This is a genomic window from Halomonas sp. SL18_1, assembly GCF_055755715.1.
The window spans coordinates 3501055-3523312 of record NZ_JBVTRK010000001.1 but is presented as its reverse complement, the minus strand read 5'-3'; the positions used below and the strand labels follow the sequence as shown (position 1 = coordinate 3523312).

The following is a 22258-nucleotide window of genomic DNA, read 5'->3' as shown; positions in this document are numbered from 1 at the left end:
GGGCGTGCCGCAGCGGTTCGTTTCCATGCTATATCATGGCCAGCCGGCGGCGCGTTGACAATCACAACGCGCCGCGACTACTCCACTTCCGGCAGCTGCTGGGCGCTGGCGGCGGCGGCCAGCGCCATGACCGCCAGCACCACCAGCAGGGCGGCGGCCCCCAGCCACTGGGCCAGGGCGCCCACCGCGCCCCCCACCACCAGCATCAGCACCCCGGTCAGGGAGTTGGAGAGGGCCACGTAGAGTGCGCGCTTGTCGCTGCCGGCCATGTCAACCACATAGGTCTTGCGCCCCAGTCGCACCCCGGCATGCACCACCACCAGCAGCGCATAGACCAGCGCGTAGGGCCACACGGTGGCGCTCCAGGTCCCCGGCAGCCAGGCGAAGGCGGCGCCCAGCAGGCAGCAGGCCGCCGCCCCCAGGCCGGCGTCGCGCATCACGCGGCGGCTGGAGGCATCGGCGCGCTTGCCCCAGATGGGGCTCGCCAGCATGCCCGCCACCCCCGAGACCACGATCAGGATGCCCAGCCCGCCCAGCTCGGCGCCGCTCTGCTGCTGGCCCAGCAGCGCCACATAGGGCAGCGCCAGGGCGCTGGCCAGCAGCAGCGCCCGCGACAGGTTGAAATGCAGGAAGGTGCGGTCGTCGCGCAGCAGGCGCAGCCCCAGCTTGACGCTCTCCCAGGCGTTCTCGCCGCCTTCCACGGCGCCGGGCGCCTCGGCAATACGCGCCGCGCACAGGGCGTTGAGTGCCCAGCCAAGGGCCGCCACGCCGAGCAGCACCGCCAGGGCCAGCTCCCCGGGGCGGTCGTCGAAGAGCATCAGCACCGCCCCGGCGGCCAGCGTTACCGCCCCCGCCACGCTGCCGCTCCAGCCCATTAGGTTGCCGCGGCGCCGCTTGGCGATGGTCTTGCCCAGTACGTCCTTGGTGGCGATCGAGGAGATCCCGCGGGCCAGGGAGAGCAGCACCAGCGCCGCCAGCACCAGACCGCCGCCGACACCGCCGCTGCCCATGAGGGCCAGCAGCGCCAGAGCCGCCGCCGCCAGCGCCTGCAGCAGGCCACCCACCACCCAGGCCCACTTGCGCTGCGGCTTGAGGCGGATGAAACCGGCCACGAACAGCTGCGGCAGCAGCGCGCCGGCCTCGCGGATCGGCACCAGCAGGCCGACCATCCACAGCGGGGCGCCGATCACCCCCAGCAGCCAGGGCAGCACCAGCCGGGCGCTGGACAGCTCGTCGGCCAGCTTGTTGCCCAGCGAGGCGAACAGGTGCAGAAAGAAGTTGCGCGGCTGCTCGTCGCAGGCCTCGTCGGGGATGTCCTTGCACATGCGGCTGTCGTCGTCGCCGGTCAGCCATTCATAGAGGCGGGACTGGCTGATATCGGGTTCGGCCATGCGGGGTCCTTGGCTGGTATCATCAAAGGAACCATTGTTGCGACGGAAAGGGCCTATGTCACGGATTCGTATCCACTACTGCACCCAGTGCCAGTGGCTGCTGCGCAGCGCCTGGCTGGCCCAGGAGCTGCTCTCCACCTTCGGCGAGTCGCTCGATGAGGTTGCCCTGGTGCCTTCCCACGGCGGCTATTTCGAGATCTTCTACGACGACGAATCGATCTGGGAGCGCAAGCGCGACGGCGGCTTCCCCGACAGCAAGGTGCTCAAGCGCAAGGTTCGCGACCGCCTCGACCCCGAACGCGACCTGGGGCATGTCGATCGTTAGCGGGGAGGGAGATATGCCATGATCAAGCCAAGTATCAGCGGGAGAGCGCCATGAGACTGTCAGACCAGCAGATCGAGGCGATCAAGGAAGTCGTGGCCGAGGTGCTGGGCCCCGATGCCCGGGTCTACCTGTTTGGCTCGCGGGTCGACGACAGCCGGCGCGGCGGCGATATCGACCTCTATATCGAGGTCCATGCCTCGCCCATGCCCTCCTGGCTGGATGCCAAGGTGGCGCTGCAGCGCCGCCTCTGGGAGCGGTTGGGAGCGCGACGTATCGACCTGCTGATCCGCAGCGATGACCAGCCGCTGCGGCCCATTCATCGCGACGCCTTGCAACAGGGAGTGCGCCTGTGACCTCCACACCGGAAAAGATTCTTCTCGATCAGCTGGAAGTGGCAGCGCGAATGGCGCAGCACCTGGATTTCCAGCGTCGCCATATCGCACGTTAGACAGGGGAAAGCATGACACAGGATCGTCAGGCGATGCTCTTCGGACTGGGCGCGGTGGCGCTCTGGTCTACGGTGGCCACCGCCTTCAAGGTGGCGCTGGGCTACATGTCGCCGCTGGCGCTGATGTGGCTCGCCTCGCTGGTCTCCTGGGCGCTGATCGGCGCGCTGGTGGTGCGCCAGGGGCTCGCCGGCCAGGCGCTTAGGCAGGGCTGGCGCACCGCCGCCTGGGCCGGGCTGATGAACCCGGTGGCCTACTACCTGCTGCTGTTCGGCGCCTACGACCGCCTGCCGGGGCAGGAGGCCATGGCCCTCAACTACACCTGGGCGCTGGCCATGGCGCTGCTGGCCGTGCCGATCCTCGGGCAGCGCCTCACCCGCATCGATGTCCTGGCCGGGCTGATCGCCTACTCGGGCGTCTGGGTGATCGCCACCCGCGGTGCCGTCCTGGATGTCGCCTTCGCCGACCCCCTGGGGGTGGGGCTGGCCCTGGCCTCGACGCTGATCTGGGCGCTCTACTGGCTGCTCAACGCCCGCGATCACCGCCCGCCGCTGGTGGCCCAGTGGCAGAACTTCAGCGTCGGGGTACCGGTGCTCACGCTGCTGCTGCTGGCCGGCCCGGGCTTTCCGTGGCCCGGCTGGGCGGGGCTCACCGCCGGCATCTACGTGGGGCTGTTCGAGATGGGCATCGCCTTCGTGCTGTGGCAGCTCGCCGTGCACCGGGTGTCGCGCACCGCCAAGGTCTCCAATCTGATCTTCCTCTCGCCGCCGGTGTCGCTGCTGCTGCTCTTCTTTATCGTCGGCGAGCCGATCCTGCCCTCCACCCTGGTGGGGCTGGTACTGATCCTCGGCGGGCTGGGCCTGCAGCAGCGCCAGAAGAGCCCGGCGCCGGCGGCTCAGGTTGAATGATCGTGTTCGCTGGACAGTCTCTGTTGATCCCGCTGCCACTCTTGCCGAGACCGCAGTTTGGCCATGAACTCATCAGGGGTCATGCTCTTGCCGGCTGCTCGGCTCTCTTCGCCTAGCTGTAGCAGTTCCAGCAAGGCTTCAGCCTGTTCCTTACGTTCCTGCTTGTCCCAATCTGGATTACCCATGGTTCATCTCCTCTATCATGGGTTTCAGTTTAGGCCAGACGTTATCGAGGATGATCGGCTGGGCCTCGGCGGTGGGGTGGATGCCGTCGGACTGCATCAGCCCCTCCTCCAGGGCCACGCCGTCGAGCAGGAAGGGCACCAGCGCCACCTCGTAGGCCTCGGCGAGCTCGAAGAAGACCCCGGTGAAGGCGTCGCGGTAGGCCTGGCCGTAGTTGGGCGGAATATCGATGCCCAGCAGCAGCACCTCGGCCTCGGCTTCGAGGCTCGCCTCGATCATGCGGGTCATGTTGGCCCGGAACTGGCCCGGCGGCAGGCCGCGCAGGCCGTCGTTGCCGCCCAGCTCGAGCAGAACAATGTCCGGCTCGTGCTGTCCGATTAGCTCGGGAAGCCGGCTGGCACCGCCGCTCGAGGTCTCGCCGCTGATGCTGGCGTTGACGACGCTGGCCTTTCCGTCGAGTCGCGCTTCCAGCAAACTGACCCAGCCCTGCTGCTGCTCGATGCCGTAGGCGGCGCTCAGGCTGTCGCCCATCACCAGCAGCCGCGGGCGATCGTCCGCCACGGCTACCAGCGCGGCCAGCCACAGCGCGGCACCGGCCATGATGGCCAGGCCAAGCCGGCGATATGTCACCATCCAACCTCTGGGGAAGCCCTTCACCATGTCCCACTCCTCGACTCGTGATGCTGTTTCGACGCCCGATGCCCCGGCAGCGGGGAGATCAGGCCGATTCTACACGCCGAGCGGCTGGTCAAGCAGGTCACCAGCGGCGAACGGCAGCTCACCATTCTGAGTGGTCTGGACATGACGGTGTTCCCCGGCGAGAGCGTGGCGATCCTCGGCCAGAGCGGCGCCGGCAAGTCGACCCTGCTGGGGCTGCTGGCCGGCCTCGACCAGCCCAGCGGCGGCACCCTGGCGCTGTTCGGCCAGTCGCTGGGCGATCTGGACGAGGACGGCCGGGCCCAGCTGCGCGCCGGTCGGGTGGGCTTCGTGTTCCAGAACTTCCAGCTGCTGCCGACCCTCACCGCCCTGGAGAACGTGCTGCTGCCGCTGGAACTCTCGCCGCTGCCGGACACCGCCACCCGGGCCCGCGACTGGCTGACCCGGGTGGGCCTGGCCGAGCGCCTCGACCACCTGCCCAAGCAGCTCTCCGGCGGCGAGCAGCAGCGGGTGGCCCTGGCCCGCGCCTTCGTCACCGGCGCCGAGCTGGTGTTCGCCGACGAGCCCACCGGCAACCTGGACCAGGCCACCGGGGCGCGCATCATCGACCTGCTGTTCGCGCTCAATCGCGAGGCCGGTACCACCCTGGTGCTGGTGACCCACGACCACGCCCTGGCCCGGCGCTGCGACCGCTGCCTGTCGCTCGAGAACGGGCGTCTGAGCGAGATGCGTCTGGACGAGGTGAGCGCATGAGCCAGGCCGCCGCCCATCCCACCCCCGAGGCCCGGGGCGCGGCGGGGCGCACCCTGCGCCTCTCGGCCCGGGGCCTCTTGCGCGACCTGCGCGCCAGCGACGTGCGGGCGCTATTCCTGGCGCTGGCCCTGGCGGTGGCCGCCTCCACCATGATCGGCTTCTTCCTCGACCGCCTGGACCGCGGCCTGACCCGCCAGGCCGGTCAGCTGCTGGGCGGCGACCTGGTGCTGGAGCAGAGCCGCCCCTTCGAGGCCGAGCTGCGCCGCACCCTGGCGCAAGCGGGCCTCGAGCTCAGCGACCAGACCGGCATGGTCACCATGGTCAGCTTCGACGACGCCTTCCACCCCGCCAGCCTCAAGGCGGTGGACGGACGCTACCCGCTCTACGGCGAGGTGCTGGTGGACCTGGGGCAGGGCGAGGAGAGCGTCCCCATGGCCCCGCCCCCGGCGAGGCCTGGCTGGCCCCGCGGCTGGCGCTGCTGCTGGAGGCCGAGCTCGGCGACCGGGTGCAGGTGGGGGAGGTGGCGCTCACCGTGGCCGGCCTGATCGAGCGCGAGCCCGACCAGCAGGGCGGCTTCGGCAACTTCAACCCGCGGCTGATGATGCACGCCGACGACCTGGAGGCGAGCAACCTGGTCCAGGACGGCTCCCGGGTCAGCCATACGCTGCTCGGCGCCGGCGAGCCCGCCGCCCTGGACGCCCTGGCCCCGCGGCTGCGCGAGCTGGCCCGGGACGGCGTGGAGGTGCGCGACGTGCGCCGCGACCGGCCTCAACTGGGCAACGCCCTGGAGCGCGCCGAGAAGTACCTGAGCCTGGCCGGGCTGGCGGCGGTGCTGCTGGCCGGGGTGGCGGTGGCCATGGCCACCCGCCGCTACGTGGACCGCCACCTGGACACCGCCGCGCTGCTGCGCTGCTTCGGCGCCACCCAGCGCGAGCTCACCCGGCTGTTCGCCCTGCAGCTGCTGTGGCTGGCGCTGGCCGCCTCGCTGCTGGGCGCCGTCCTGGGCCTGGTCGGCCAGGCGCTGCTGCTGCGCCTGCTCACCGCCTTTTTGCCGCTGACCCTGCCGCCGCCGGGCATGCTGCCGCTGGCGCTGGGCGTGCTCACCGCCCTGGCGGTGCTGGTGGGCTTCGCCGGCCCGACCCTGCTGCGGCTCAAGCGGGTCAGCGCCCTCAAGGTGCTGCGCCGCGAGCTCGACCCGCTGCCGGCCTCCGCCTGGCTGGTGGTGGCCGTGGCCAGCCTGGTGTTCGGCGGCCTGCTGTGGCTCTACTCCGGCGATCTCGGCCTGGCCGCGGCGCTGCTGGTCGGTGGCCTGGCGATGCTGGTGGTGCTGTGGGGGCTGGGGGCGCTGCTGCTCGCCGGGGTGCTGCGCCTCGCCGCCCGGCTGCCCCGTGCCGAAGGCGGGCGCGGCGAGCTCTACCAGGCGCTGCGCCTGGGCGGGCGCCAGCTGGCGCGGCGGCGCAGCGCCAGCCTCGGCCAGCTGCTGGCCTTCGCAGTGACCTTCTTCGCCATGGCGATGATCGCCATGGTGCGCGGCGACCTGCTCACCACCTGGCAGGCCCAGCTGCCCGAGGACACCCCCAACTACTTCGCCATCAATATCCAGCCCGCCGAGCGCGACCCCTTCATCGCCGCCCTGGAGGACGCCGCCGACGACCGCACCGCCCTCTATCCCATGGTGCGCGGGCGCATCAGCGCCATCAACGACCAGCCGCCCCGGGAGGCGGTGCCGGTGGAGTCCCGCGGTGACAACGCCCTGCGCCGCGAGCTCAACCTCACCTGGCAGGCCGAGCTGCCCGAGGGCAATCGCCTGGTGGCCGGGGAGTGGTTCGACGCCCTGGACGACGGCGCCTTCGCCAACGGCGAGCGGGTGCCGATCTCCATGGAGGATGGCCTGGCGGCGCGCTTCGGCCTGTCGCTTGGCGACACCGTCACCTTCGCCATCGGCGGCCAGGAGATCGTCGGCGAGCTCACCAGCCTGCGCAACCTGGACTGGGACAGCTTCCGGCCCAACTTCTACGTGGTCTTCCCGCCCGAGGTGCTGGAGCGCTTCGGCCACAGCTATATCACCGCCTTCCATCTGGAGGCTGACCAGAGCGACACCCTGCGCCGCCTGGTGCGCGACTTCCCCGGGGTCTCGCTGCTCAACGTGGACGCCATCCTCGGCCAGGTGCGCGAGGTGCTCACCCAGGTCACCCGGGCGGTGGAGCTGGTGCTCGGCTTCGTGCTGCTGGCCGGCGTCAGCGTGCTCTACGCGGCGCTCACCGCCAGCCGTCCCCAGCGCGCCCACGAGAGCGGCCTGCTGCGGGTGTTCGGCGCCGGCAACCGGCTGATCTCGCGGGTGCAGGGGGCGGAGTTCGCCATCCTCGGCCTCGCCAGCGGGCTGATGGGGGCGCTGCTCGCCGAGCTCGCCACCGCCGGCATCTATATCGCCTGGCTCGACCTGGCGCCGCGCCCGCACCCCTGGCTATGGGTGCTGCTGCCGCTGGGCGGGGCGCTGCTGATCGGCACCATCGGCCACCTGCTCTCCCGCGGCCTGCGCCGCCAGGCCCCCACCGCCAGCCTGGGGCTGCTGGGGGAGGCGTGACACGGGGAGTGGAGCAAGGCCGTGTTGTGGGAGGCCGGCTGTTGTGGGAGGCCGGCTCCGCCGGGCGAAGGCGCCGCAGGCGCCCGGTTGGCAGCACAGGCTAGCTGGCTGTTGTGGGAGGCCGGCTCTGCCGGGCGAAGGCGCCGCAGGCGCCCCGGTTGGCAGTGGTAGCGCCCCAGTTGGCAGTGCTGCGCACTGCTTCGCGCGCTAAAGCGCCCTCCCACGAAGGCGCCGCAGGCGCTCCGGTTGGCAGCACTGGCTCAGAGCCAAATAGCATTCCAGTAAGGATAGTTGCCAATGTCTTTGACCAAGCCAGCGCGTAACGGATTGGCCACGATGTATCGAGCAACCTGCCTTAAGTCGTCGTCATCACGAAGGGCATGATCGTGGAAACCATCCTGCCAGAGTCGAGTGCCCACGCTGAGGGATACCTTGGCCTTGTAGAGCCTCACGGCCTGTGACAGGTCTCCTTCTAGTCGCAACAACCAGTGAATGTGGTCCGGCATCACGACAAAGCTCAAAGTTTGTCCATGCCGCTCCACTGCCTCGGCATAGAATTGTTGGCATGCTGAACAGGCAGGTTGGAATTCTGCAAAATAGGGTTGGCGTTTTCGAGTCACGATGGTGATGAGATAGTCATGTCCGGGCAGTGATCGTCGCCCAAGCCGGAGGCTCTGGCTGTTGAACATCGCGTTTCATCCTTGAAGACGTTTGGTCTCAGCCTAGTTCACTTCAGCCTTCTGGGGATTGGCAGTGCTGGCTGTTGCGGGAGTGGGAGGCCGGCTGTTGTGGGAGGCCGGCTCTGCCGGGCGAAGGCGCCGCAGGCGCCCCGGTTGGTAGTGGTAGGCGCCCCTTGGGTAGCGCTGCGCGCTACTTCGCGCGCTGAAGCGCCCTCCCACGGTGCGGCAGGCACCACTGCCTGCTGGCCGTTGTGGGAGGCCGGCTCTGCCGGGCGAAGGCGCCGCAGGCGCCCCGGTTGGTAGTGGTAGGCGCCCCTTGGGTAGCGCTGCGCGCTACTTCGCGAGCTGAAGCGCCCTCCCACGGTGCGGCAGGCACCACTGCCTGCTGGCTGTTGTGGGAGGCCGGTTTTGCCGGGCGAAGGCGCCGCAGGCGCCCCGGTTGGAAGTGGTAGGCGCCCCTTGGGTAGCGCTGCGCGCTACTTCGCGCGCTGAAGCGCCCTCCCACGGTGCGGCAGGCACCACTGCCTGCTGGCTGTTGTGGGAGGCCGGCTTTGCCGGGCGAAGGCGCCGTAGGCGCCCCGGTGTGGCAGGCGCCCCGGTGTGGCAGGCGCCCCGGTGTGGCAGGCGCCCCGGCGCCGCAGGCGCCCCGGTTGGCAGCACCGACTCGCATCTTTCGGAGCGGCTGTTAGACTCAAGGGTTCCATCACAACGGAGGTGACGAATGACCATTGCAACCTGTACCCGTCCGGCCCGGGCCGGCTCCGCCCTGGCCCTGGCCGCGCTGCTGGGGGTCTCCGGCAGCGCCCTGGCCGATGCCGAGCGTCTGGAAGCCGACCTGCGCGCCATGTTCGGCGGCTACGGCAGCGTCGAGATCGGCGATGTCTCCAGCGCCATGATGCGCTCGCGGGTGACCGCCGAGGACTTCGTCTTCGAGGCCGATGAGGGTGAGCGCCTGATCATCGACCGCTACGTGGTCAGCGGCGACTACGACAGCCCCGACGAGGTGACCCTGGAGGGGGTGCGCATCGAGGATGGCCTCACCGACCTGACGTTGATGAGCGCCGCGCGCATCGTGCTGGGCGAGCCCTCCCGGGCGGTCTTCCCGCTCGACGACAGCCTGGCGCCGGAGGACTTCCCCTGGGCCGCCTGGCCATCGACGATATCGTCGTCGACCTGGCCTCGGAGATCGCCGAGGACCTCTTCTACGGCACCCCCTTCACCGCCAGCGAGGGTCGCCTGACCATCGACAGCCTGCGCGGCGAGGCGCTGGCCCATGACGCCATCGGCATGCTGGAGATCGAGGGCGTGGCCGGTGCCGGCGAGAATCTCGACGAGCTGGGCTCGGGCTCCTTCAGTCTGGCCTCGCTGCGCATCGACGGCCTCTCGGGCCTGGACGGCGATGAGGAGCGCCTCGACGCGCTGCTGATGCGCGACTTCGCGGTGGAGTCCGACCGCTTGGTGGGCAGCCTGTCAAGGCTCGAGATCGACGGCGACTTCAGCGATGGCGAGGGTGGCCTGCGCCTCGAGGAGTTCGCCCTCGACTTGGCCAAGATGATCGAGCTGGCTCCGGAGAGCGAGCGCGCCCAGCTGCGCATGGTCAGCAACGTGCTCACCGACGGCAGCGGCACGCTGCATCTGGACGCCGCCTTTCTCGGCAACTGGGAGGAGGGCAGCGACCACAGCCGGGTGAAGAGCGACAGCCATATCACCGCTCATGACGCCGTACGCCTGCTGTTCGATATCGACCTGCCCATGCTGCTGCCCGAGGGCGCCGAGCCGGCCGACGTCTTCGCCGATACCGGCCTGATCGAAACCGCCACTCTGCTGGGCGGCGACATCCGCCTGACCATCGGCAACGAGGGCCTGTTCGGCCGCCTGGCCACCCTGGGCGCCGCCATGGAAGGGGTCACCGAGGCCCAGTTCATCGAGCAGGCGCGCACCCAGGCTGAAGGCTTCGGCATGATGTTCGGCCCCGAGGCGCAGGCGGTCCTGATGGGGCTGGTGGAGCTGCTGGAAGGCAACGCCAGCGAACTGGAGGTCGCTATCGGCCTGCCGGCGGAGAGCAACCTGGCCACCTACACCGGCGACCCCCTGGGCCTGCCCGACAAGGTCTCGTTCAACGTGGAGACCCGCTGAGGCGGTCGCCACTCGTCAGCCGCCGGTCGATGGCGGCTGACACAAGCCAACACGCCCCGCTCGGCATGGTCGAGCGGGGCGTGTTGATGCTGGCACAGCGCGTCTCGTCAGTGCGTCGAAAGCACCTGCTGGGAGCGGCGCAGGTGGCGAAACGCCGCCAATGCCGTCAGCCCCGAGAGCACGATCACGGCGGCCACCAGGGCCGGCTCCAGGGTGGTGCGCCAGGCGAGATCAGTGGTGACGAGCAAGGGCACCAGTTGCAGCCCGATACAGGCGATCGAGGTGGCAACGGTGGCGATCAGGCAGGCGCAGAACAGGCGATCTTGCGTCAAGGCAGGCAGCGGTGCGTCGGGCGTCATCATGAGGGAGTCCTTCCGGTTGTCGAATCGGGTAGTCGGAACCGCGGATAGGACGACTCTATTGCAAATGAAAACTGTTATCAATGGTTGGCGTGATGTTGCCGCCATCCCCGCACACCCGCCTGTGACCGCGCTCTCTCTAAACCTCGCATGAGAATTCTTGCACCCACCCATGACGCCCTTTCATGTGAAAGCCGTCATGGGCTGGGGTATCATGCCCGCTCAGATTCTCCCCGAGATGCGAGGTTTCCCGCCGATGTTCAGCCGTGACATGCAGATTGCCGGTTTCGATGACGCCCTGTTCGATGCGATGCAGAAGGAAGTCGCTCGCCAGGAGGCGCACATCGAGCTGATCGCCTCAGAGAACTATGCCAGCCCGCGTGTGCTGGAAGCCCAGGGCAGCCAGCTCACCAACAAGTATGCGGAAGGCTACCCCGGCAAGCGCTACTACGGCGGCTGCGAATACGTCGACATCGTCGAGCAGCTGGCCATCGACTACGCCAAGGAGCTGTTCGGCGCCAGCTACGCCAACGTCCAGCCCCACTCCGGCTCCCAAGCCAACAGCGCCGTCTTCCAGGCGCTGGTCAAGCCGGGCGACACCGTGCTGGGCATGAGCCTGGACGCCGGCGGCCACCTCACCCACGGCGCCAAGCCCAACTTCTCGGGCAAGCACTACAACGCCGTGCAGTACGGCATCGACGACAGCGGCCGCATCGACTACGCCGAAGTCGCCCGCCTGGCCCGCGAGCACCAGCCCAAGATGATCATCGCCGGCTTCTCCGCCTACTCCCAGATCATCGACTGGGCCAAGTTCCGCGAGATCGCCGACGAAGTGGGCGCCTACCTGCTGGTCGACATGGCCCACGTGGCCGGCCTGGTCGCCGCCGGCGTCTATCCCACGCCGCTGCCCCACGCCCACGTGGTCACCACCACCACCCACAAGACCCTGCGCGGCCCCCGCGGCGGCCTGATCCTCTCCAGCGAGGGCGACGAGGCCATCGAGAAGAAGCTGCAGTCGGCGGTCTTCCCCGGCGGACAGGGCGGCCCCCTGGAGCACGTCATCGCCGCCAAGGCGATCTGCTTCAAGGAGGCCATGGACCCCGAGTTCAAGACCTACCAGCAGCAGGTGGTGAAGAACGCCCAGACCATGGCCGGGGTGTTCATCGAGCGCGGCTACGACATCGTCTCCGGCGGCACCGAGGACCACCTCTTCTTGCTCTCGCTGATCAAGCAGGGCCTGACCGGCAAGGACGCGGACGCCGCCCTGGGCCGCGCCCATATCACCGTCAACAAGAACGCCGTGCCCGGCGATCCCCAGAGCCCCTTCGTGACCTCGGGCCTGCGCATCGGCACCCCGGCGGTGACCACCCGCGGCTTCGGCGAGGCCGAGTGCCGCGATCTGGCCGGCTGGATCTGCGACATCCTCGACGCCATGGCCAAGGGGCAGGACACCGCCGCCCTGGAAGCCGAGGTGAAGGGCAAGGTCGAGGCCGTCTGCGCCAACTTCCCGGTCTATCGCTGAGGGGCGAGACCGGGGTATGCCGGGCATGGAGCGATCGGCGCCATGCCCGGCAGCCTGCTAGCCTGGTGGAGTGAAAGATTTGGTTCTTCGCACTTTAGCGTGAACATGTTTGGCAGGTTGTATTGTGGGAGGCCGGCTCTGCCGGGCGAAGGCGCCGCAGGCGCCCCATGGGTAGCGCTGCGCTGCGCGCTACTTCGCGAGCTGAAGCTCCCTCCTACAGGGCAAGTTCACGCCAGTCTGCGATGAGCCAAAAATTCCCCGCCGCAGCTTGATCAAGGACGCCACATCATGAAACTGCTGGTTACCGGAAACGCCGGGTTCATCGGCTACCATGTGGCCAAGCGGCTGCTCGAGCGCGGCGACAGCGTGGTCGGCTTCGACAGCGTCAACGACTACTACGATGTCTCGCTGAAGGAGGCCCGGCTGGCCCGGCTGGAAGCGACGGCCCGCCAAACCGGCAGCGACTACGCCTTCATTCGCGCCGATCTGGCCGACCCTGCGGCGGTGGAGCAGTGCTTCGTCGATCACGCCTTCGACCGGGTGATCCATTTGGCCGCCCAGGCCGGGGTGCGCTACTCGCTGGAAAACCCCCACAGCTACGTGCAGAGCAACCTGCTGGGGTTCACCAATATTCTGGAAGCCTGCCGCCACGGCAAGATCGCCCACCTGACCTACGCCAGCACCAGCAGCGTCTACGGCGCCAACACCGCCATGCCGTTCAGCGAGCACCACGGCGTGGACCACCCGCTGCAGTTCTACGCTGCCACCAAGCGCGCCAACGAGCTGATGGCCCACAGCTACAGCCATCTGTTCGGCCTGCCGACCACCGGCCTGCGCTTCTTCACCGTCTACGGCCCCTGGGGCCGGCCCGACATGGCGCTGTTCAAGTTCACCCGGCATATCCTGGCCGGCGAGCCGATCCCGGTGTTCAATCACGGCCACCACAGTCGCGACTTCACCTATATCGACGACATCGTCGAAGGCGTGATTCGCGCCAGCGACGATATCGCCACGCCCGACCCCGAGTGGCGCAGCGGCGCCCCCGACCCCGCCAGCAGCAACGCCCCGTACCGGCTGTTCAATATCGGCAACAACGCCCCGGTCAAGCTGAGCGACTATATCGAGGCCATCGAGGAAGCGCTGGGCAAGCCCGCCATCAAGGAGCTGCTGCCGCTGCAGCCTGGCGACGTGCCCGACACCTACGCCGACTCCAGCGCCCTGGCGCAGGCGGTGGGCTACCGGCCCTCGACGCCGGTCAAGGAGGGGGTAGCGAACTTCGTGGCATGGTATCGGGACTTTTACGGGGTGTGAGGGGCGAGGGACGAGGAGATAGGTACGAGGGGCGAGGAGCGAGGAGATAGGGACGAGGGGGCGAGGGACAAGGGGCGAGGAGCGAGGGGCGAGGAAATAGGGGCGAGAGGCGAGGAAGCTTCTTGGATATCATGCGTCATTCAAGGATGAGGGGGCGTCATGCAGTTCGAGGATCTGGAGGTATGGAAGCGTGCTGCGCGCCTTTGCACGTGTATCTACCGTCATTTCGGGGATTCTCGGGACTATGGCTTCAAGGATCAGACCACCCGCTCATCGCTCTCAGTTGCGAGTAACATTGCTGAAGGATACGAACGTGTCGGTGAGAAAGATCGCATCCGTTTTCTCAACTACGCAAAAGGCTCGTGTGGCGAGCTGCGCACTCAGATATATATAGGCATGCAGGTTGGTTATATCGACAGAGCTTCTGGTAAGCAGTGGGTGGAAGAAACCCACGAACTCTCCCGGATGCTCTACGGCCTGATGCAACACTTCCGGCAGCGTTAATAGCTTTCTCGAACCTCGAACCTCGAACCTCGACCCTCGAACCTCGAACCTCGAACCTCGAACCTCGAACCTCGAACCTCGAACCTCGGACCTCGAACCTCGAACCTCGAACCTTGGCCCTCGAACCTCGAACCTCGAACCTCAACGGAGTGATCAATGAACATCACCATCTTCGGCACCGGCTATGTGGGCCTGGTCACCGGCGCCTGTCTCGCCGACGTGGGTCACAACGTGCTGTGCATGGACGTGGACGCCGCCAAGATCGAGCGCCTGACGCAGGGGGAGATCCCCATCTACGAGCCCGGCCTGGAAGGGCTGGTCAAGGAGAACGTGGCGGCGGGGCGGCTCTCCTTCACCACCGACCCTGCCGCGGCGGTGGCCTTCGCCACCCTGCACTTCATCGCCGTGGGCACCCCACCGGACGAGGACGGCAGCGCCGACCTGCAGTACGTATTGGCCGTGGCCGCGACTATCGGCGAGCACATGGCCGACTACAAGGTGATCGTCGACAAGTCGACGGTGCCGGTGGGAACCGCCGACCGGGTGCGCGAGACCGTGGCCGGCGTCCTCGACTCCCGGGGCAAGGCGCTGGTCTTCGATGTCTGCTCCAACCCGGAGTTTCTCAAGGAAGGGGCGGCCATCAACGACTTCACCCACGGCGCCCGAATCGTGGTGGGCACCGAGGCCGAGCGGGTAAAGGCGCTGATGCGAGAATGCTACGCGCCCTATATTCGTCAGCAGGAAAAGCTGATGTTCATGGACGTGCGCAGCGCCGAGCTCACCAAGTACGCCGCCAACGCCATGCTGGCCACCAAGATCAGCTTCATGAACGAGATCGCCAACCTCGCCGAGCGGCTGGGCGCCGACGTGGAGCAGGTGCGCCTGGGCATCGGCTCCGATCCGCGCATCGGCTACCAGTTCATCTACCCCGGCTGCGGCTACGGCGGCTCCTGCTTTCCCAAGGACGTCCAGGCGCTGGCGCGCACCGCCGGCCAGGTGGGGTATCGCGCCGAGCTGCTCGGCGCCGTGGAGGCGGTCAACCAGCGCCAGAAGCGCAGCCTGTTCGCCAAGCTGCTGCAGGCCTTCGACGGCGAGCTGGCCGGCAAGACCGTTGCCCTCTGGGGGCTCGCCTTCAAGCCCAATACCGACGACATGCGCGACGCCCCAGCCGCACCCTGATGGAGGCGCTGTGGGAAGCCGGCGCCAGGGTGCAGGCCTACGATCCCCAAGCCATGGCCGAATGCCGCCGCCTCTACGGCGAGCGCGACGACCTGATGCTGGCCGGCGATCGCATCCAGGCGGTGAAGGGTGCCGACGCCCTGGTGATCTGCACCGAGTGGAAGGACTTTCGCGCCGTGGATTTCCACTGGCTCAAGGCCCAGCTCGCCACCCCCGTGGTGGTCGACGGCCGCAACCTCTACGACCCGGCGCTGGCGCGCCAGGCCGGCCTGCTCTACTACGCCGTGGGGCGGGGCGAATCGCTGGCTGCCGTGCCGCAAGGCGTGTGAGCCCGGCCCCACCCACAAGGAAACCGGTCATGGACGACTACCCCCGCATCATTAACCACGGTGGCGCCTCGGGCGTCACCGGTAGCTGCCACCGCCTGCAGCTCGCCCCGACCGGGCGCTGCTGGTCGACTGCGGCCTGTTCCAGGGCCAGGACGTTGCCGATCAGGCCGCCGAGGGCCACGGCGGCGAAGGGCAGGGCGCGTTCGAGCAGCACCAGGTGCGCTTCCCCGTCGACGACGTGCTGGCCCTGGTCGTTACCCACGTGCATATCGACCACATCGGGCGGCTGCCCTACCTGCTGGCCGCCGGCTACCAGGGGCCGATCCTCTGCTCGGTGCCCTCGGCGCGGCTGCTGCCGCTGGTGATCGAAGATGCTCTGAAGATCGGCTTCACCCGTGACCGGGCGCTGATCGAGCGCTTTCTTGCCGAAGTGGAATCGCGCCTGGTCGCCCTCGACTACAAGAGCTGGCACACCCTCCTCGACGACGAGCGCCACCGCCTCAGGGTCCGGCTGCAGCGCGCCGGGCACATCCTTGGTTCCGCCTATGTGGAAATGGATACGCAAGACAAGAGCAGTGGGAAACGCCAGCGCACGGTGTTCTCCGGCGACCTGGGCGCGCCCCATGCGCCGCTGCTGCCCGCGCCCCGCCCGCCCAGCCGCGCCGACGTGCTGGTGCTGGAAAGCACCTACGGCGACCGCCTGCACGAGGACCGCCGCCGGCGGCAGGCGCGGCTCAAGGCCGCCATCGACGGCGCCCTGGAAGACGGCGGCACCGTGGTCATCCCCGCCTTCAGCATTGGCCGCACCCAGGAGCTGCTCTACGATCTGGAAGGCTTGATTCACCGCGCGCGGGACAGCCGCTGGCGCGAGCTGGAGATCGTCGTCGACTCCCCCTGGCCGCCCGCTTCACTCAGGTCTACCGCGACCTCAAGCCCTGGTGGGACGCCGAGGCCCACCGGCGCCTGCGCAGCGGCCGCCACCCGCTCAGCTTCGAGAATCTCTACACCGTCGAAAGCCACGAGGAGCACGAACGCAGCGTCGACTACCTGGCCACCAGCCACCGCCCCGCGGTGGTCATCGCCGCCAGCGGCATGGTCAGCGGCGGGCGGGTGGTCAACTACCTCAAGCGCATGCTGCCCGACCCGCGCCACGCCGTGCTGTTCATCGGCTACCAGGGAGAGGGCACCCCCGGCCGCACGATCCAGCGTTACGGGCCACGGGGCGGCTGGGTGGAACTCGACGGCGAGCGCATCGACATCCGTGCCCGGGTCGCCACCGTCAGCGGCTACTCCGCCCACGCCGATCAGCGCAACCTCCTGGATTTCATAAGGCGCATGCGCCGCCCGCCGCGGGAGGTGCGGCTGGTGCACGGCGACCCCGACGCCCAGCGGGCCCTCAAGGCCGCCATCGAGGCCTGGGCCGGGGCGGCAGGGCATCCGATCACGGTGGTAGAGGGTTACAAAAAGCCACCCGATAGCTGATCTAACGCATCGAGTCCCTCCCAGTCATTGGATAGAATCGCTCCACTTTTGGTGCCTATTCGGCCGTCTTCATTTTTCCGAAGATGGCGGGATGCCCAGAGTCGATTCTTCCATCTACAGGGTATGGGAATGCGCCCGGCATCAATCCTCGGGCGGTAGCGTGCCCAGGTTGCAAAACAACGCCATGCCCTCTCAGCCGTCGTCAATCAGCCCGCATCCGCGCCTTAGCGTCATCGTCCCGGTGTTCGATCACTGGCACCTGGTTCCCGCGCTTCTGGCTTGCCTGCAGCGCCAGACCCTGTCCCAGTCGCGCTTCGAGGTGCTACTGGTCGATAACGGCTCGACGTGCTTCGCGCCTCCTGACACGCTGCCCGACAACACTCGCCTGCTGCACTGCGCCACGCCCGGCTCCTATGCCGCGCGCAACCTGGCCGTGCAGCAGGCGCGAGGTGAGTGGCTGGTGTTCACCGACGCCGACTGCCTGCCCGTAGCGGGCTGGCTGGAGGTGCTGATGGGCAAGGCCGAGCGCCTGGAGGGCCAGCCGGCTATCCTGGCCGGCGCCATCCAGATGCGGGCCGAAGCGGTGCCGAACCGATATGAACAATACGACCTGGTGAAGGGCATTCCCCAGGCCTGGTATGTCAGCCGCGGCTACGCCGTGACCGCTAACCTGGCGCTGCCGGCCGAGCTGCTGCATCGGCTGGGCGGCTTCGATGCGCGCCGCTATTCCGGGGGCGATGCCGAGCTCGCTCGCCGCGCCAAGACAGCGGGGGCCTCGCTCTACTACGTGGCCGAGGCGGAAGTGGCACATCCGGCCCGGCGTACCTGGCAGGCCCTGGCTACCAAGGCAAGGCGCATCAAAGGCGGCCAGCTGACGGCCGGCACGCCCCGGCAGCGGGCGCTATGGCTGATTCGCACCTTTACACCCCCGCTGCTGGCCTGGTACCGCTTTCTGCTGCGCTCCCGCCAGCCGCTGGGCTATCGACTCACCGCCTGTGTGCTCCAGGCCGGCCTGTGGGGCGTGGAAGCCCACGAGACCATCAGGTTGCTGTGTGCCGGCAAGGCCGAGCGCCGCTGAGCACCCCCCTTCACTCCAGCGCTGCATCAATCCGGCGCCCCCTATCCGCTTGCCTATAACACGACAGGAGACAATTCGATGACAAGTGCAGCTGCAGTGCCGCTCAAGGCGATGGTGGAGACACAGGACCGTGCCGAGACGCTGGTGCTGGTCAACCTCTCCGGCGAGCCGGTCGATGCCTGGCTCGATGCCATGTGCGAGGCCGGCCAGCCCTGGCACCCTCAGGTGGTGGAGAGCCTGAACGAGGCCAGGGCGCTGCTGGATGCCGAGCCCGGCGCCTATGCGCTGCTGTGTCACGATGCCCCTGAGGCGCAGGTCGCCCGGGAACTCGGCCTGGGCCGGGCGCCCTCCCAGGCGCTGGCCAACTGGCAGAACCTGGTGGAACCGCTGCTTACCCTCTACCGGGAACACTACCAGCGCATTACCCTGGTAGAGCCCCAGGCGCTCTACCAAACGCCCAAGGCGCTGGCCGAACAGCTCGCCAAGCGCAGCGGCATCGCTCTGGGCCGGGTCAAGGTGGCAGCGCTCAACGCCGAGATGAGCCCCCAAGCCGAGTGGCAGCAGGCCACTCAGCGCCTGCTGGCGCTGCAGGCGCTCTCCCATGGTCCGGCCCGGCGCCTGGCGGAAGAACTGCAGGCGAGCTCGCTGCCGCTGCAGGAAAGCGAGGCGATGCTTGACCAGCTGGATGACCTATTCGATCTACATCATGCCGCGCTGCAAGCCACCCCCAAGATCACCATTGAGGATTACCGGGAGCTGGTGAGCGAGCGTGATCGCCTGCAAGGGGAACAGGCCGGCTGGCAGAAAGAGCAGCAGCGGCTTCAGGCCGAGTACGATGCGCTCAAGGACCAGCAGGCCAGCCAGGAGCGTGACAAAGCGCAGACCAAGGCCGCTAGCGAAAAACAGCAGGCCCTGCAGGCCAAGGTGGATGACCTGCAGGAAGAGAACGACCTGATCATCGAACAGCTGCACAAGGTCCAGGAGGAGCTGGAGCAGTACATCCTCGGCCACAAGGGCAACAGCACCCAGGTGGCCAAGCTCGAGCGCGACATCACGCGCAAGAACGAGAAGCTGCACGCCTTCTCGCAGAAGAACAAGCGCCTGGTGGCGCAGCTTCAGGAGGCTCGCCAGCAGCTCAAGGCCCTCAAGGCCTCCAAGTCGTGGAAGGTGACCGCGCCGATGCGCAAGCTGGTGCGGCTGCTGGGTGGCGGCAAGCAGGGAGCCAAGTGATGGCAGAGCACGCAGTCACCGCCTGGCAGGCCACCAACGGCAGCCTGATCCACGTGGGGGCGGGGAGTGCGGCGGCGCTGGAGGCCTACCTGGCCACCAACGCCGAACGCATTGTACTGGTAGAGCCCGACCCAGAGCTTGCCCAGGCGCTGCGCGAGCGCACGCATGCGCACCCACGCGTGGAGGTGATCGAAGCCGCCGTGGCCCAGCAAGGCGGAAGCGCCACGCTGCACCGCTACACCATGCAAGGCCAGTCCACGTTGCACCCGCTGCCGGCTCCCCCGCCGCGCTGGCCGGGGCTAAAGGTAGCGTCTCAGGCAACCGTGACCGCCCAGCCGCTGGGCGAGCTGCTGGAGCGCCTGAACCTGGCAGACGACCAGGCCCACTGGCTGATTCTCGACGCGCCAGGGGAGCTTGCCCCAGCGCTGAAGGCACTGGCCGAGCACCCGCCTTCCCAGCCCGTTGCTCACCTCTCGCTGGTGCTCGGCCCCCTGGCCCCGGAAGCCGAGCGCGACTGGCCCAAGCTGCGCAAGCTTATGCTGCAGGCCGGCTACCGCCTGGAAGAGATCACCGGCCAGGGCGATGAGCGCACCTACCACGCCAGCGCCGATGTACTTTGGAAGGCCAATCGGCAGTTAACGGCGGAGCTGGAGACCACGCGGAAGCATATCGAGACCTTGACTGAGGAACTTGCCCAGCAGCGTGAAGCGTTTAATCAGGCGCAGGAAATACATCAGCAGCAGGCCAAGGTCCATGCCGAGGAGCTTGCCAAGCGTGATGAAGAAGCCAAGCAACACGCCAAGGCTCATGCAGACGAACTCGGTAAACACCAGCAGGCGGCTAACAAGCTTGCCGAGCAGCGCGATGAAGCAAAGCAGTCGGTAGAGAAGTGCAAGCAGAAGATCGAGCGGATGACAGCCGAGTTAAGCGAACAGCGCGAGGGGGCAAAGCAGTCTGAGAAGGCAGTAAAGCATGAGCTTTATGCCCAGCTTGGCCATTTGCAAAAGCGAAACCAGAATTTGCAAGAGGAAAACCAGCGGCTTGCTGCGACTCAGGATAAGCTCAAAATAGAGCATGAGCGCCTTGAGCAGCAGCTACAACAACTAGAAGAGTTGATAGAGGTTTCATGAGCCAGCCACCTAATGATCGTCAGATCACTCAGTGGCAGCTGGGTGAGTGGGATGCCTTAAAAAACGAACAGGCAGAAACCCTACTCAAGGTGGCTGCCCGTATCGAGCTGGGTGATCTCAGTGCCACTACAGAGCCTAGTTTCATTGAGGCAGAGCGCCATCAGAAACTGCAACTGCTACGATCAGTCATTCATAATGGGTTAGGCCGCTCGTCGCTGCTACTCAACCGACAGGAAGCCGCGCACCAGCATTTCTTCCAGGCATTACAGCAAGGGCCTTGTCCCGGTGACCCAGAATTGCTGGCACCCCTACGCATGACTCACCAGGCAAGCAAGCTTGGGCTGGATCTGAATCATTTGACCGCCCTTCAGCTGAACATTACAGAGCCCAGTCAACCCTGCCAACCGCAAAACGGTTTGACCAGGCAGCTATACGCCTACATAGATCAGCTGCTGACCCAGATGGCAGCGCAAGGCAAGGAAATGCAGCTGGATGGTATGCCGGTTTTTAATGGCAAAGATCCATTCATGGCCGGCAAGGCTGTCATGGCACTGTCTTATTGGTTGACGGAGTATCGGCCAGGTGGCCCGATCACTAATTGGCGTATCCTAAAGGCTCGTCATATCATTGGTTTGTTGGAAAATGAATCATCTACTAGCTGGGGCGTGTTTTTCTACCTAAAAGGATTGAGGCATCTTCAGGAGGCCGGCTTGTTGGACGCTTGCTTCAGTGTCAATCATCTATTGAGCCTGAAAGAGGAACTCCATTGGAACTCCTTTGTTGACCCTGTAACGTTCAAGCTGAAAAGCAAGCCCACCAATTTTTACCAAGTTGCTTATGCTATTTCCCAGCTACGCTTTCAGCTGGGATGGGAAAGTGCAGAGTCTAGCTACCGGCTCTTGGAAGCGCTACAAGATCACTATGATAATGTCTCCGGTGAGTTTGGCTTTGCTGATGAAACCCAAGGGAAAGGGCGCTATGACCGCTACTCGTTCCTGCTAGTGGCAGAAATCGCCCACCGTATGCGAGAAGCCGGCCTTGTGTTGCCTCAGAGTCTAAAAAAGAGCCTTAGAGGCTCTGCTGATTATGTGCTAATAAATCTTAATGAGCAGGGCGATGGCTTTCAGTATGGGCGCAGCATTGGCGCCTATGGTGATGCCGCCTTTATTGAAATTCTTACTGCTGCGGCCTGGTATGGCCTGTTGAGCGCTGAAGAAGTGAACGTGGCCCATTATTTTAGCGGCAAGTGTACTCAGAAATTCATTGACTATTGGTGGGACGAGAGCCGCGGTAGCGTAAACCTTTGGGAAGATGGCCGAGTCACTGACGGATATCGCAGTAAATATCGTATCTTGGGTGAATGCTTCAGCCTGGTTTGTCAACATCTCCATGCACAGAATGTTTGGAACCAGTTAGGAGGAGGGCAGTCTATCTTTAGCCGAGACAACTATCGTCATTGGTTAAATCGGCTGCCTAAGGCAACCCTGACCTGGTTTCATAAAGGACAGGAAGGTGAAGTGCAGCAAGCAGTTTTTACCTACAGGGATGGTGGTAGAGTATTTAACATCCCTCTTGTCAATGGCGTAGAGTACGCAAAAAAAAGTGCTTATCTTCCTATACCTTACACAAGTTTAGACATTCAAGGCCTGCCTGATACGTCTCTTCCACTCTTGGTGCCAAAAATACAGCTTCAGAATAACGAAGAGATTTGGCCGGTCGATGGTTTTTATAATATCGAACTGCAGCAAGATGCTGAGGGCTATGTTTTGAGCTGGAAGCAACAGTTGAATAAAGCTCTTTGCTTAAATACTCAATACCATTTCAAACAGAGTGTGATTGAGCGGCATGATGTGATTACAGGTAGTGTCAGTGATATAAAATCGCTACTCGTGCAATGGCCTGAAACAGTTACATTATCCGACGATGTTCAGCCTAAAAGCGGGATGAAGCTGACCTTTTATGGATATCAGGTGTTCTCAGGTGAGCGGGAAGCCCGTTGTCAGCCGAATCTCAAAGCGTCATGTGGTCAATTTAAGTCTGGCTGGATCCTGGCTTACTGAATAATTTGTGT

General features: G+C 66.1%; 19 protein-coding genes and 3 pseudogenes. 17 read left to right on the top strand and 5 right to left on the bottom strand.

Translation table 11 applies throughout. The features are described from left to right. Positions 1-77 precede the first annotated feature (77 nt). Positions 78-1391: an MFS transporter gene (locus ACSJDS_RS17955; RefSeq protein ID WP_473034425.1), complete on the bottom strand. Its 1314-nt coding sequence runs from the start codon at positions 1389-1391 to the stop codon at positions 78-80. A gap of 55 nt (positions 1392-1446) precedes the next feature. Here ACSJDS_RS17955 and ACSJDS_RS17950 point away from each other — a divergent pair, with 55 nt between their 5' ends. The 3 genes from ACSJDS_RS17950 to ACSJDS_RS17940 all read left to right on the top strand — a co-directional run bounded on the left by ACSJDS_RS17950 (position 1447) and on the right by ACSJDS_RS17940 (position 3070). After that, the gene (locus tag ACSJDS_RS17950) at positions 1447-1716 is read left to right on the top strand and encodes an Rdx family protein (protein WP_473034424.1); all 270 of its coding nucleotides are present in this window, start codon (positions 1447-1449) and stop codon (positions 1714-1716) included. A 50-nt stretch (positions 1717-1766) separates the two neighbouring features. Beyond that, on the top strand, positions 1767-2069 hold the full coding sequence (locus ACSJDS_RS17945) for a nucleotidyltransferase domain-containing protein (RefSeq protein ID WP_473034423.1): 303 nt from the start codon (positions 1767-1769) through the stop codon (positions 2067-2069). A 107-nt stretch (positions 2070-2176) separates the two neighbouring features. Further along, positions 2177-3070 carry a DMT family transporter gene (locus ACSJDS_RS17940; protein WP_473034422.1) on the top strand — a complete coding sequence of 298 codons (894 nt, stop codon included), beginning with the start codon at positions 2177-2179 and terminating at the stop codon, positions 3068-3070. Here ACSJDS_RS17940 and ACSJDS_RS17935 read toward each other — a convergent pair. Together ACSJDS_RS17935 and ACSJDS_RS17930 are read right to left on the bottom strand one after the other, a co-directional pair. Then, a complete protein-coding gene (locus ACSJDS_RS17935) occupies positions 3058-3255 on the bottom strand; it encodes a hypothetical protein (RefSeq protein WP_473034421.1) in 198 nt (65 codons plus the stop codon). The two genes, ACSJDS_RS17940 and ACSJDS_RS17935, sit on opposite strands and share 13 nt — an antisense overlap. After that, the gene (locus tag ACSJDS_RS17930) at positions 3248-3886 is read right to left on the bottom strand and encodes an arylesterase (protein WP_473034420.1); all 639 of its coding nucleotides are present in this window, start codon (positions 3884-3886) and stop codon (positions 3248-3250) included. The genes ACSJDS_RS17935 and ACSJDS_RS17930 overlap by 8 nt, the downstream gene beginning before the upstream one ends. 84 nt (positions 3887-3970) lie before the next feature. Here ACSJDS_RS17930 and ACSJDS_RS17925 point away from each other — a divergent pair, with 84 nt between their 5' ends. Both ACSJDS_RS17925 and ACSJDS_RS17920 read left to right on the top strand, forming a co-directional pair. Beyond that, positions 3971-4663, top strand: coding sequence for an ABC transporter ATP-binding protein (locus tag ACSJDS_RS17925; protein WP_473035067.1), 693 nt, complete (start codon positions 3971-3973; stop codon positions 4661-4663). Further along, a pseudogene (locus ACSJDS_RS17920) lies at positions 4660-7247 on the top strand (ABC transporter permease). Before ACSJDS_RS17925 ends, ACSJDS_RS17920 begins: the two are co-directional and overlap by 4 nt. Before the next feature lie 260 nt (positions 7248-7507). Here the strand turns inward: ACSJDS_RS17920 and ACSJDS_RS17915 are convergent. After that, on the bottom strand, positions 7508-7936 hold the full coding sequence (locus ACSJDS_RS17915) for an REP-associated tyrosine transposase (protein WP_473034419.1): 429 nt from the start codon (positions 7934-7936) through the stop codon (positions 7508-7510). A gap of 712 nt (positions 7937-8648) precedes the next feature. On the opposite strand from ACSJDS_RS17915, the gene ACSJDS_RS17910 reads away from it, so the two are divergent. Together ACSJDS_RS17910 and ACSJDS_RS17905 are read left to right on the top strand one after the other, a co-directional pair. Next, positions 8649-9167 carry a hypothetical protein gene (locus ACSJDS_RS17910; protein WP_473034418.1) on the top strand — a complete coding sequence of 173 codons (519 nt, stop codon included), beginning with the start codon at positions 8649-8651 and terminating at the stop codon, positions 9165-9167. Between the two features lie 47 nt (positions 9168-9214). After that, positions 9215-10063: a hypothetical protein gene (locus tag ACSJDS_RS17905; protein ID WP_473034416.1), complete on the top strand. Its 849-nt coding sequence runs from the start codon at positions 9215-9217 to the stop codon at positions 10061-10063. Positions 10064-10170: 107 nt separating this feature from the next. On the opposite strand, the gene ACSJDS_RS17900 is transcribed toward ACSJDS_RS17905, so the two are convergent. After that, a complete protein-coding gene (locus ACSJDS_RS17900) occupies positions 10171-10425 on the bottom strand; it encodes a hypothetical protein (protein WP_473034415.1) in 255 nt (84 codons plus the stop codon). A 253-nt stretch (positions 10426-10678) separates the two neighbouring features. Between ACSJDS_RS17900 and glyA the strand changes: the two genes are divergently transcribed. The 10 genes and pseudogenes from glyA to ACSJDS_RS17850 all read left to right on the top strand — a co-directional run bounded on the left by glyA (position 10679) and on the right by ACSJDS_RS17850 (position 22247). Beyond that, positions 10679-11944: a serine hydroxymethyltransferase gene (gene glyA, locus ACSJDS_RS17895; protein WP_473035066.1), complete on the top strand. Its 1266-nt coding sequence runs from the start codon at positions 10679-10681 to the stop codon at positions 11942-11944. Between the two features lie 288 nt (positions 11945-12232). After that, entirely contained in the window at positions 12233-13255 is a 1023-nt protein-coding gene (locus ACSJDS_RS17890) for an NAD-dependent epimerase (protein ID WP_473034414.1), read from the top strand. Positions 13256-13414: 159 nt separating this feature from the next. Further along, positions 13415-13759, top strand: coding sequence for a four helix bundle protein (locus tag ACSJDS_RS17885; protein ID WP_473034413.1), 345 nt, complete (start codon positions 13415-13417; stop codon positions 13757-13759). A 156-nt stretch (positions 13760-13915) separates the two neighbouring features. Beyond that, positions 13916-15267: pseudogene (locus ACSJDS_RS17880) on the top strand (UDP-glucose dehydrogenase family protein). Between the two features lie 85 nt (positions 15268-15352). Beyond that, positions 15353-15535: pseudogene (locus tag ACSJDS_RS17875) on the top strand (hypothetical protein); the annotation flags it as partial. A 167-nt stretch (positions 15536-15702) separates the two neighbouring features. Next, positions 15703-16749, top strand: coding sequence for an MBL fold metallo-hydrolase RNA specificity domain-containing protein (locus ACSJDS_RS17870; protein ID WP_473035065.1), 1047 nt, complete (start codon positions 15703-15705; stop codon positions 16747-16749). Positions 16750-16909: 160 nt separating this feature from the next. Further along, positions 16910-17827 (top strand): glycosyltransferase family 2 protein, encoded by a 918-nt coding sequence (locus tag ACSJDS_RS17865; RefSeq protein WP_473034412.1) that lies wholly within the window; start codon positions 16910-16912, stop codon positions 17825-17827. Between the two features lie 78 nt (positions 17828-17905). After that, entirely contained in the window at positions 17906-19057 is a 1152-nt protein-coding gene (locus tag ACSJDS_RS17860; RefSeq protein WP_473034411.1) for a hypothetical protein, read from the top strand. Further along, the gene (locus tag ACSJDS_RS17855; protein ID WP_473034410.1) at positions 19057-20187 is read left to right on the top strand and encodes a hypothetical protein; all 1131 of its coding nucleotides are present in this window, start codon (positions 19057-19059) and stop codon (positions 20185-20187) included. The genes ACSJDS_RS17860 and ACSJDS_RS17855 overlap by 1 nt, the downstream gene beginning before the upstream one ends. After that, positions 20184-22247, top strand: a complete 2064-nt coding sequence (locus ACSJDS_RS17850) for a hypothetical protein (RefSeq protein WP_473034409.1) — start codon at positions 20184-20186, stop codon at positions 22245-22247. Before ACSJDS_RS17855 ends, ACSJDS_RS17850 begins: the two co-directional genes overlap by 4 nt. The last annotated feature ends 11 nt before the right edge of the window (positions 22248-22258 follow it).

Excerpts from the sequence above, each read along its gene's own strand:
- ACSJDS_RS17955 (WP_473034425.1), bottom strand. The coding sequence starts at position 1,391 with ATGGCCGAACCCGATATCAGCCAGTCCCGCCTCTATGAATGGCTGACC.
- ACSJDS_RS17950 (WP_473034424.1), top strand. The coding sequence starts at position 1,447 with ATGTCACGGATTCGTATCCACTACTGCACCCAGTGCCAGTGGCTGCTG.
- ACSJDS_RS17945 (WP_473034423.1), top strand. The coding sequence starts at position 1,767 with ATGAGACTGTCAGACCAGCAGATCGAGGCGATCAAGGAAGTCGTGGCC.
- ACSJDS_RS17940 (WP_473034422.1), top strand. The coding sequence starts at position 2,177 with ATGACACAGGATCGTCAGGCGATGCTCTTCGGACTGGGCGCGGTGGCG.
- ACSJDS_RS17935 (WP_473034421.1), bottom strand. The coding sequence starts at position 3,255 with ATGGGTAATCCAGATTGGGACAAGCAGGAACGTAAGGAACAGGCTGAA.
- ACSJDS_RS17930 (WP_473034420.1), bottom strand. The coding sequence starts at position 3,886 with ATGGTGACATATCGCCGGCTTGGCCTGGCCATCATGGCCGGTGCCGCG.
- ACSJDS_RS17915 (WP_473034419.1), bottom strand. The coding sequence starts at position 7,936 with ATGTTCAACAGCCAGAGCCTCCGGCTTGGGCGACGATCACTGCCCGGA.
- ACSJDS_RS17910 (WP_473034418.1), top strand. The coding sequence starts at position 8,649 with ATGACCATTGCAACCTGTACCCGTCCGGCCCGGGCCGGCTCCGCCCTG.
- ACSJDS_RS17905 (WP_473034416.1), top strand. The coding sequence starts at position 9,215 with ATGCTGGAGATCGAGGGCGTGGCCGGTGCCGGCGAGAATCTCGACGAG.
- ACSJDS_RS17900 (WP_473034415.1), bottom strand. The coding sequence starts at position 10,425 with ATGATGACGCCCGACGCACCGCTGCCTGCCTTGACGCAAGATCGCCTG.
- glyA (WP_473035066.1), top strand. The coding sequence starts at position 10,679 with ATGTTCAGCCGTGACATGCAGATTGCCGGTTTCGATGACGCCCTGTTC.
- ACSJDS_RS17890 (WP_473034414.1), top strand. The coding sequence starts at position 12,233 with ATGAAACTGCTGGTTACCGGAAACGCCGGGTTCATCGGCTACCATGTG.
- ACSJDS_RS17885 (WP_473034413.1), top strand. The coding sequence starts at position 13,415 with ATGCAGTTCGAGGATCTGGAGGTATGGAAGCGTGCTGCGCGCCTTTGC.
- ACSJDS_RS17860 (WP_473034411.1), top strand. The coding sequence starts at position 17,906 with ATGACAAGTGCAGCTGCAGTGCCGCTCAAGGCGATGGTGGAGACACAG.
- ACSJDS_RS17855 (WP_473034410.1), top strand. The coding sequence starts at position 19,057 with ATGGCAGAGCACGCAGTCACCGCCTGGCAGGCCACCAACGGCAGCCTG.
- ACSJDS_RS17850 (WP_473034409.1), top strand. The coding sequence starts at position 20,184 with ATGAGCCAGCCACCTAATGATCGTCAGATCACTCAGTGGCAGCTGGGT.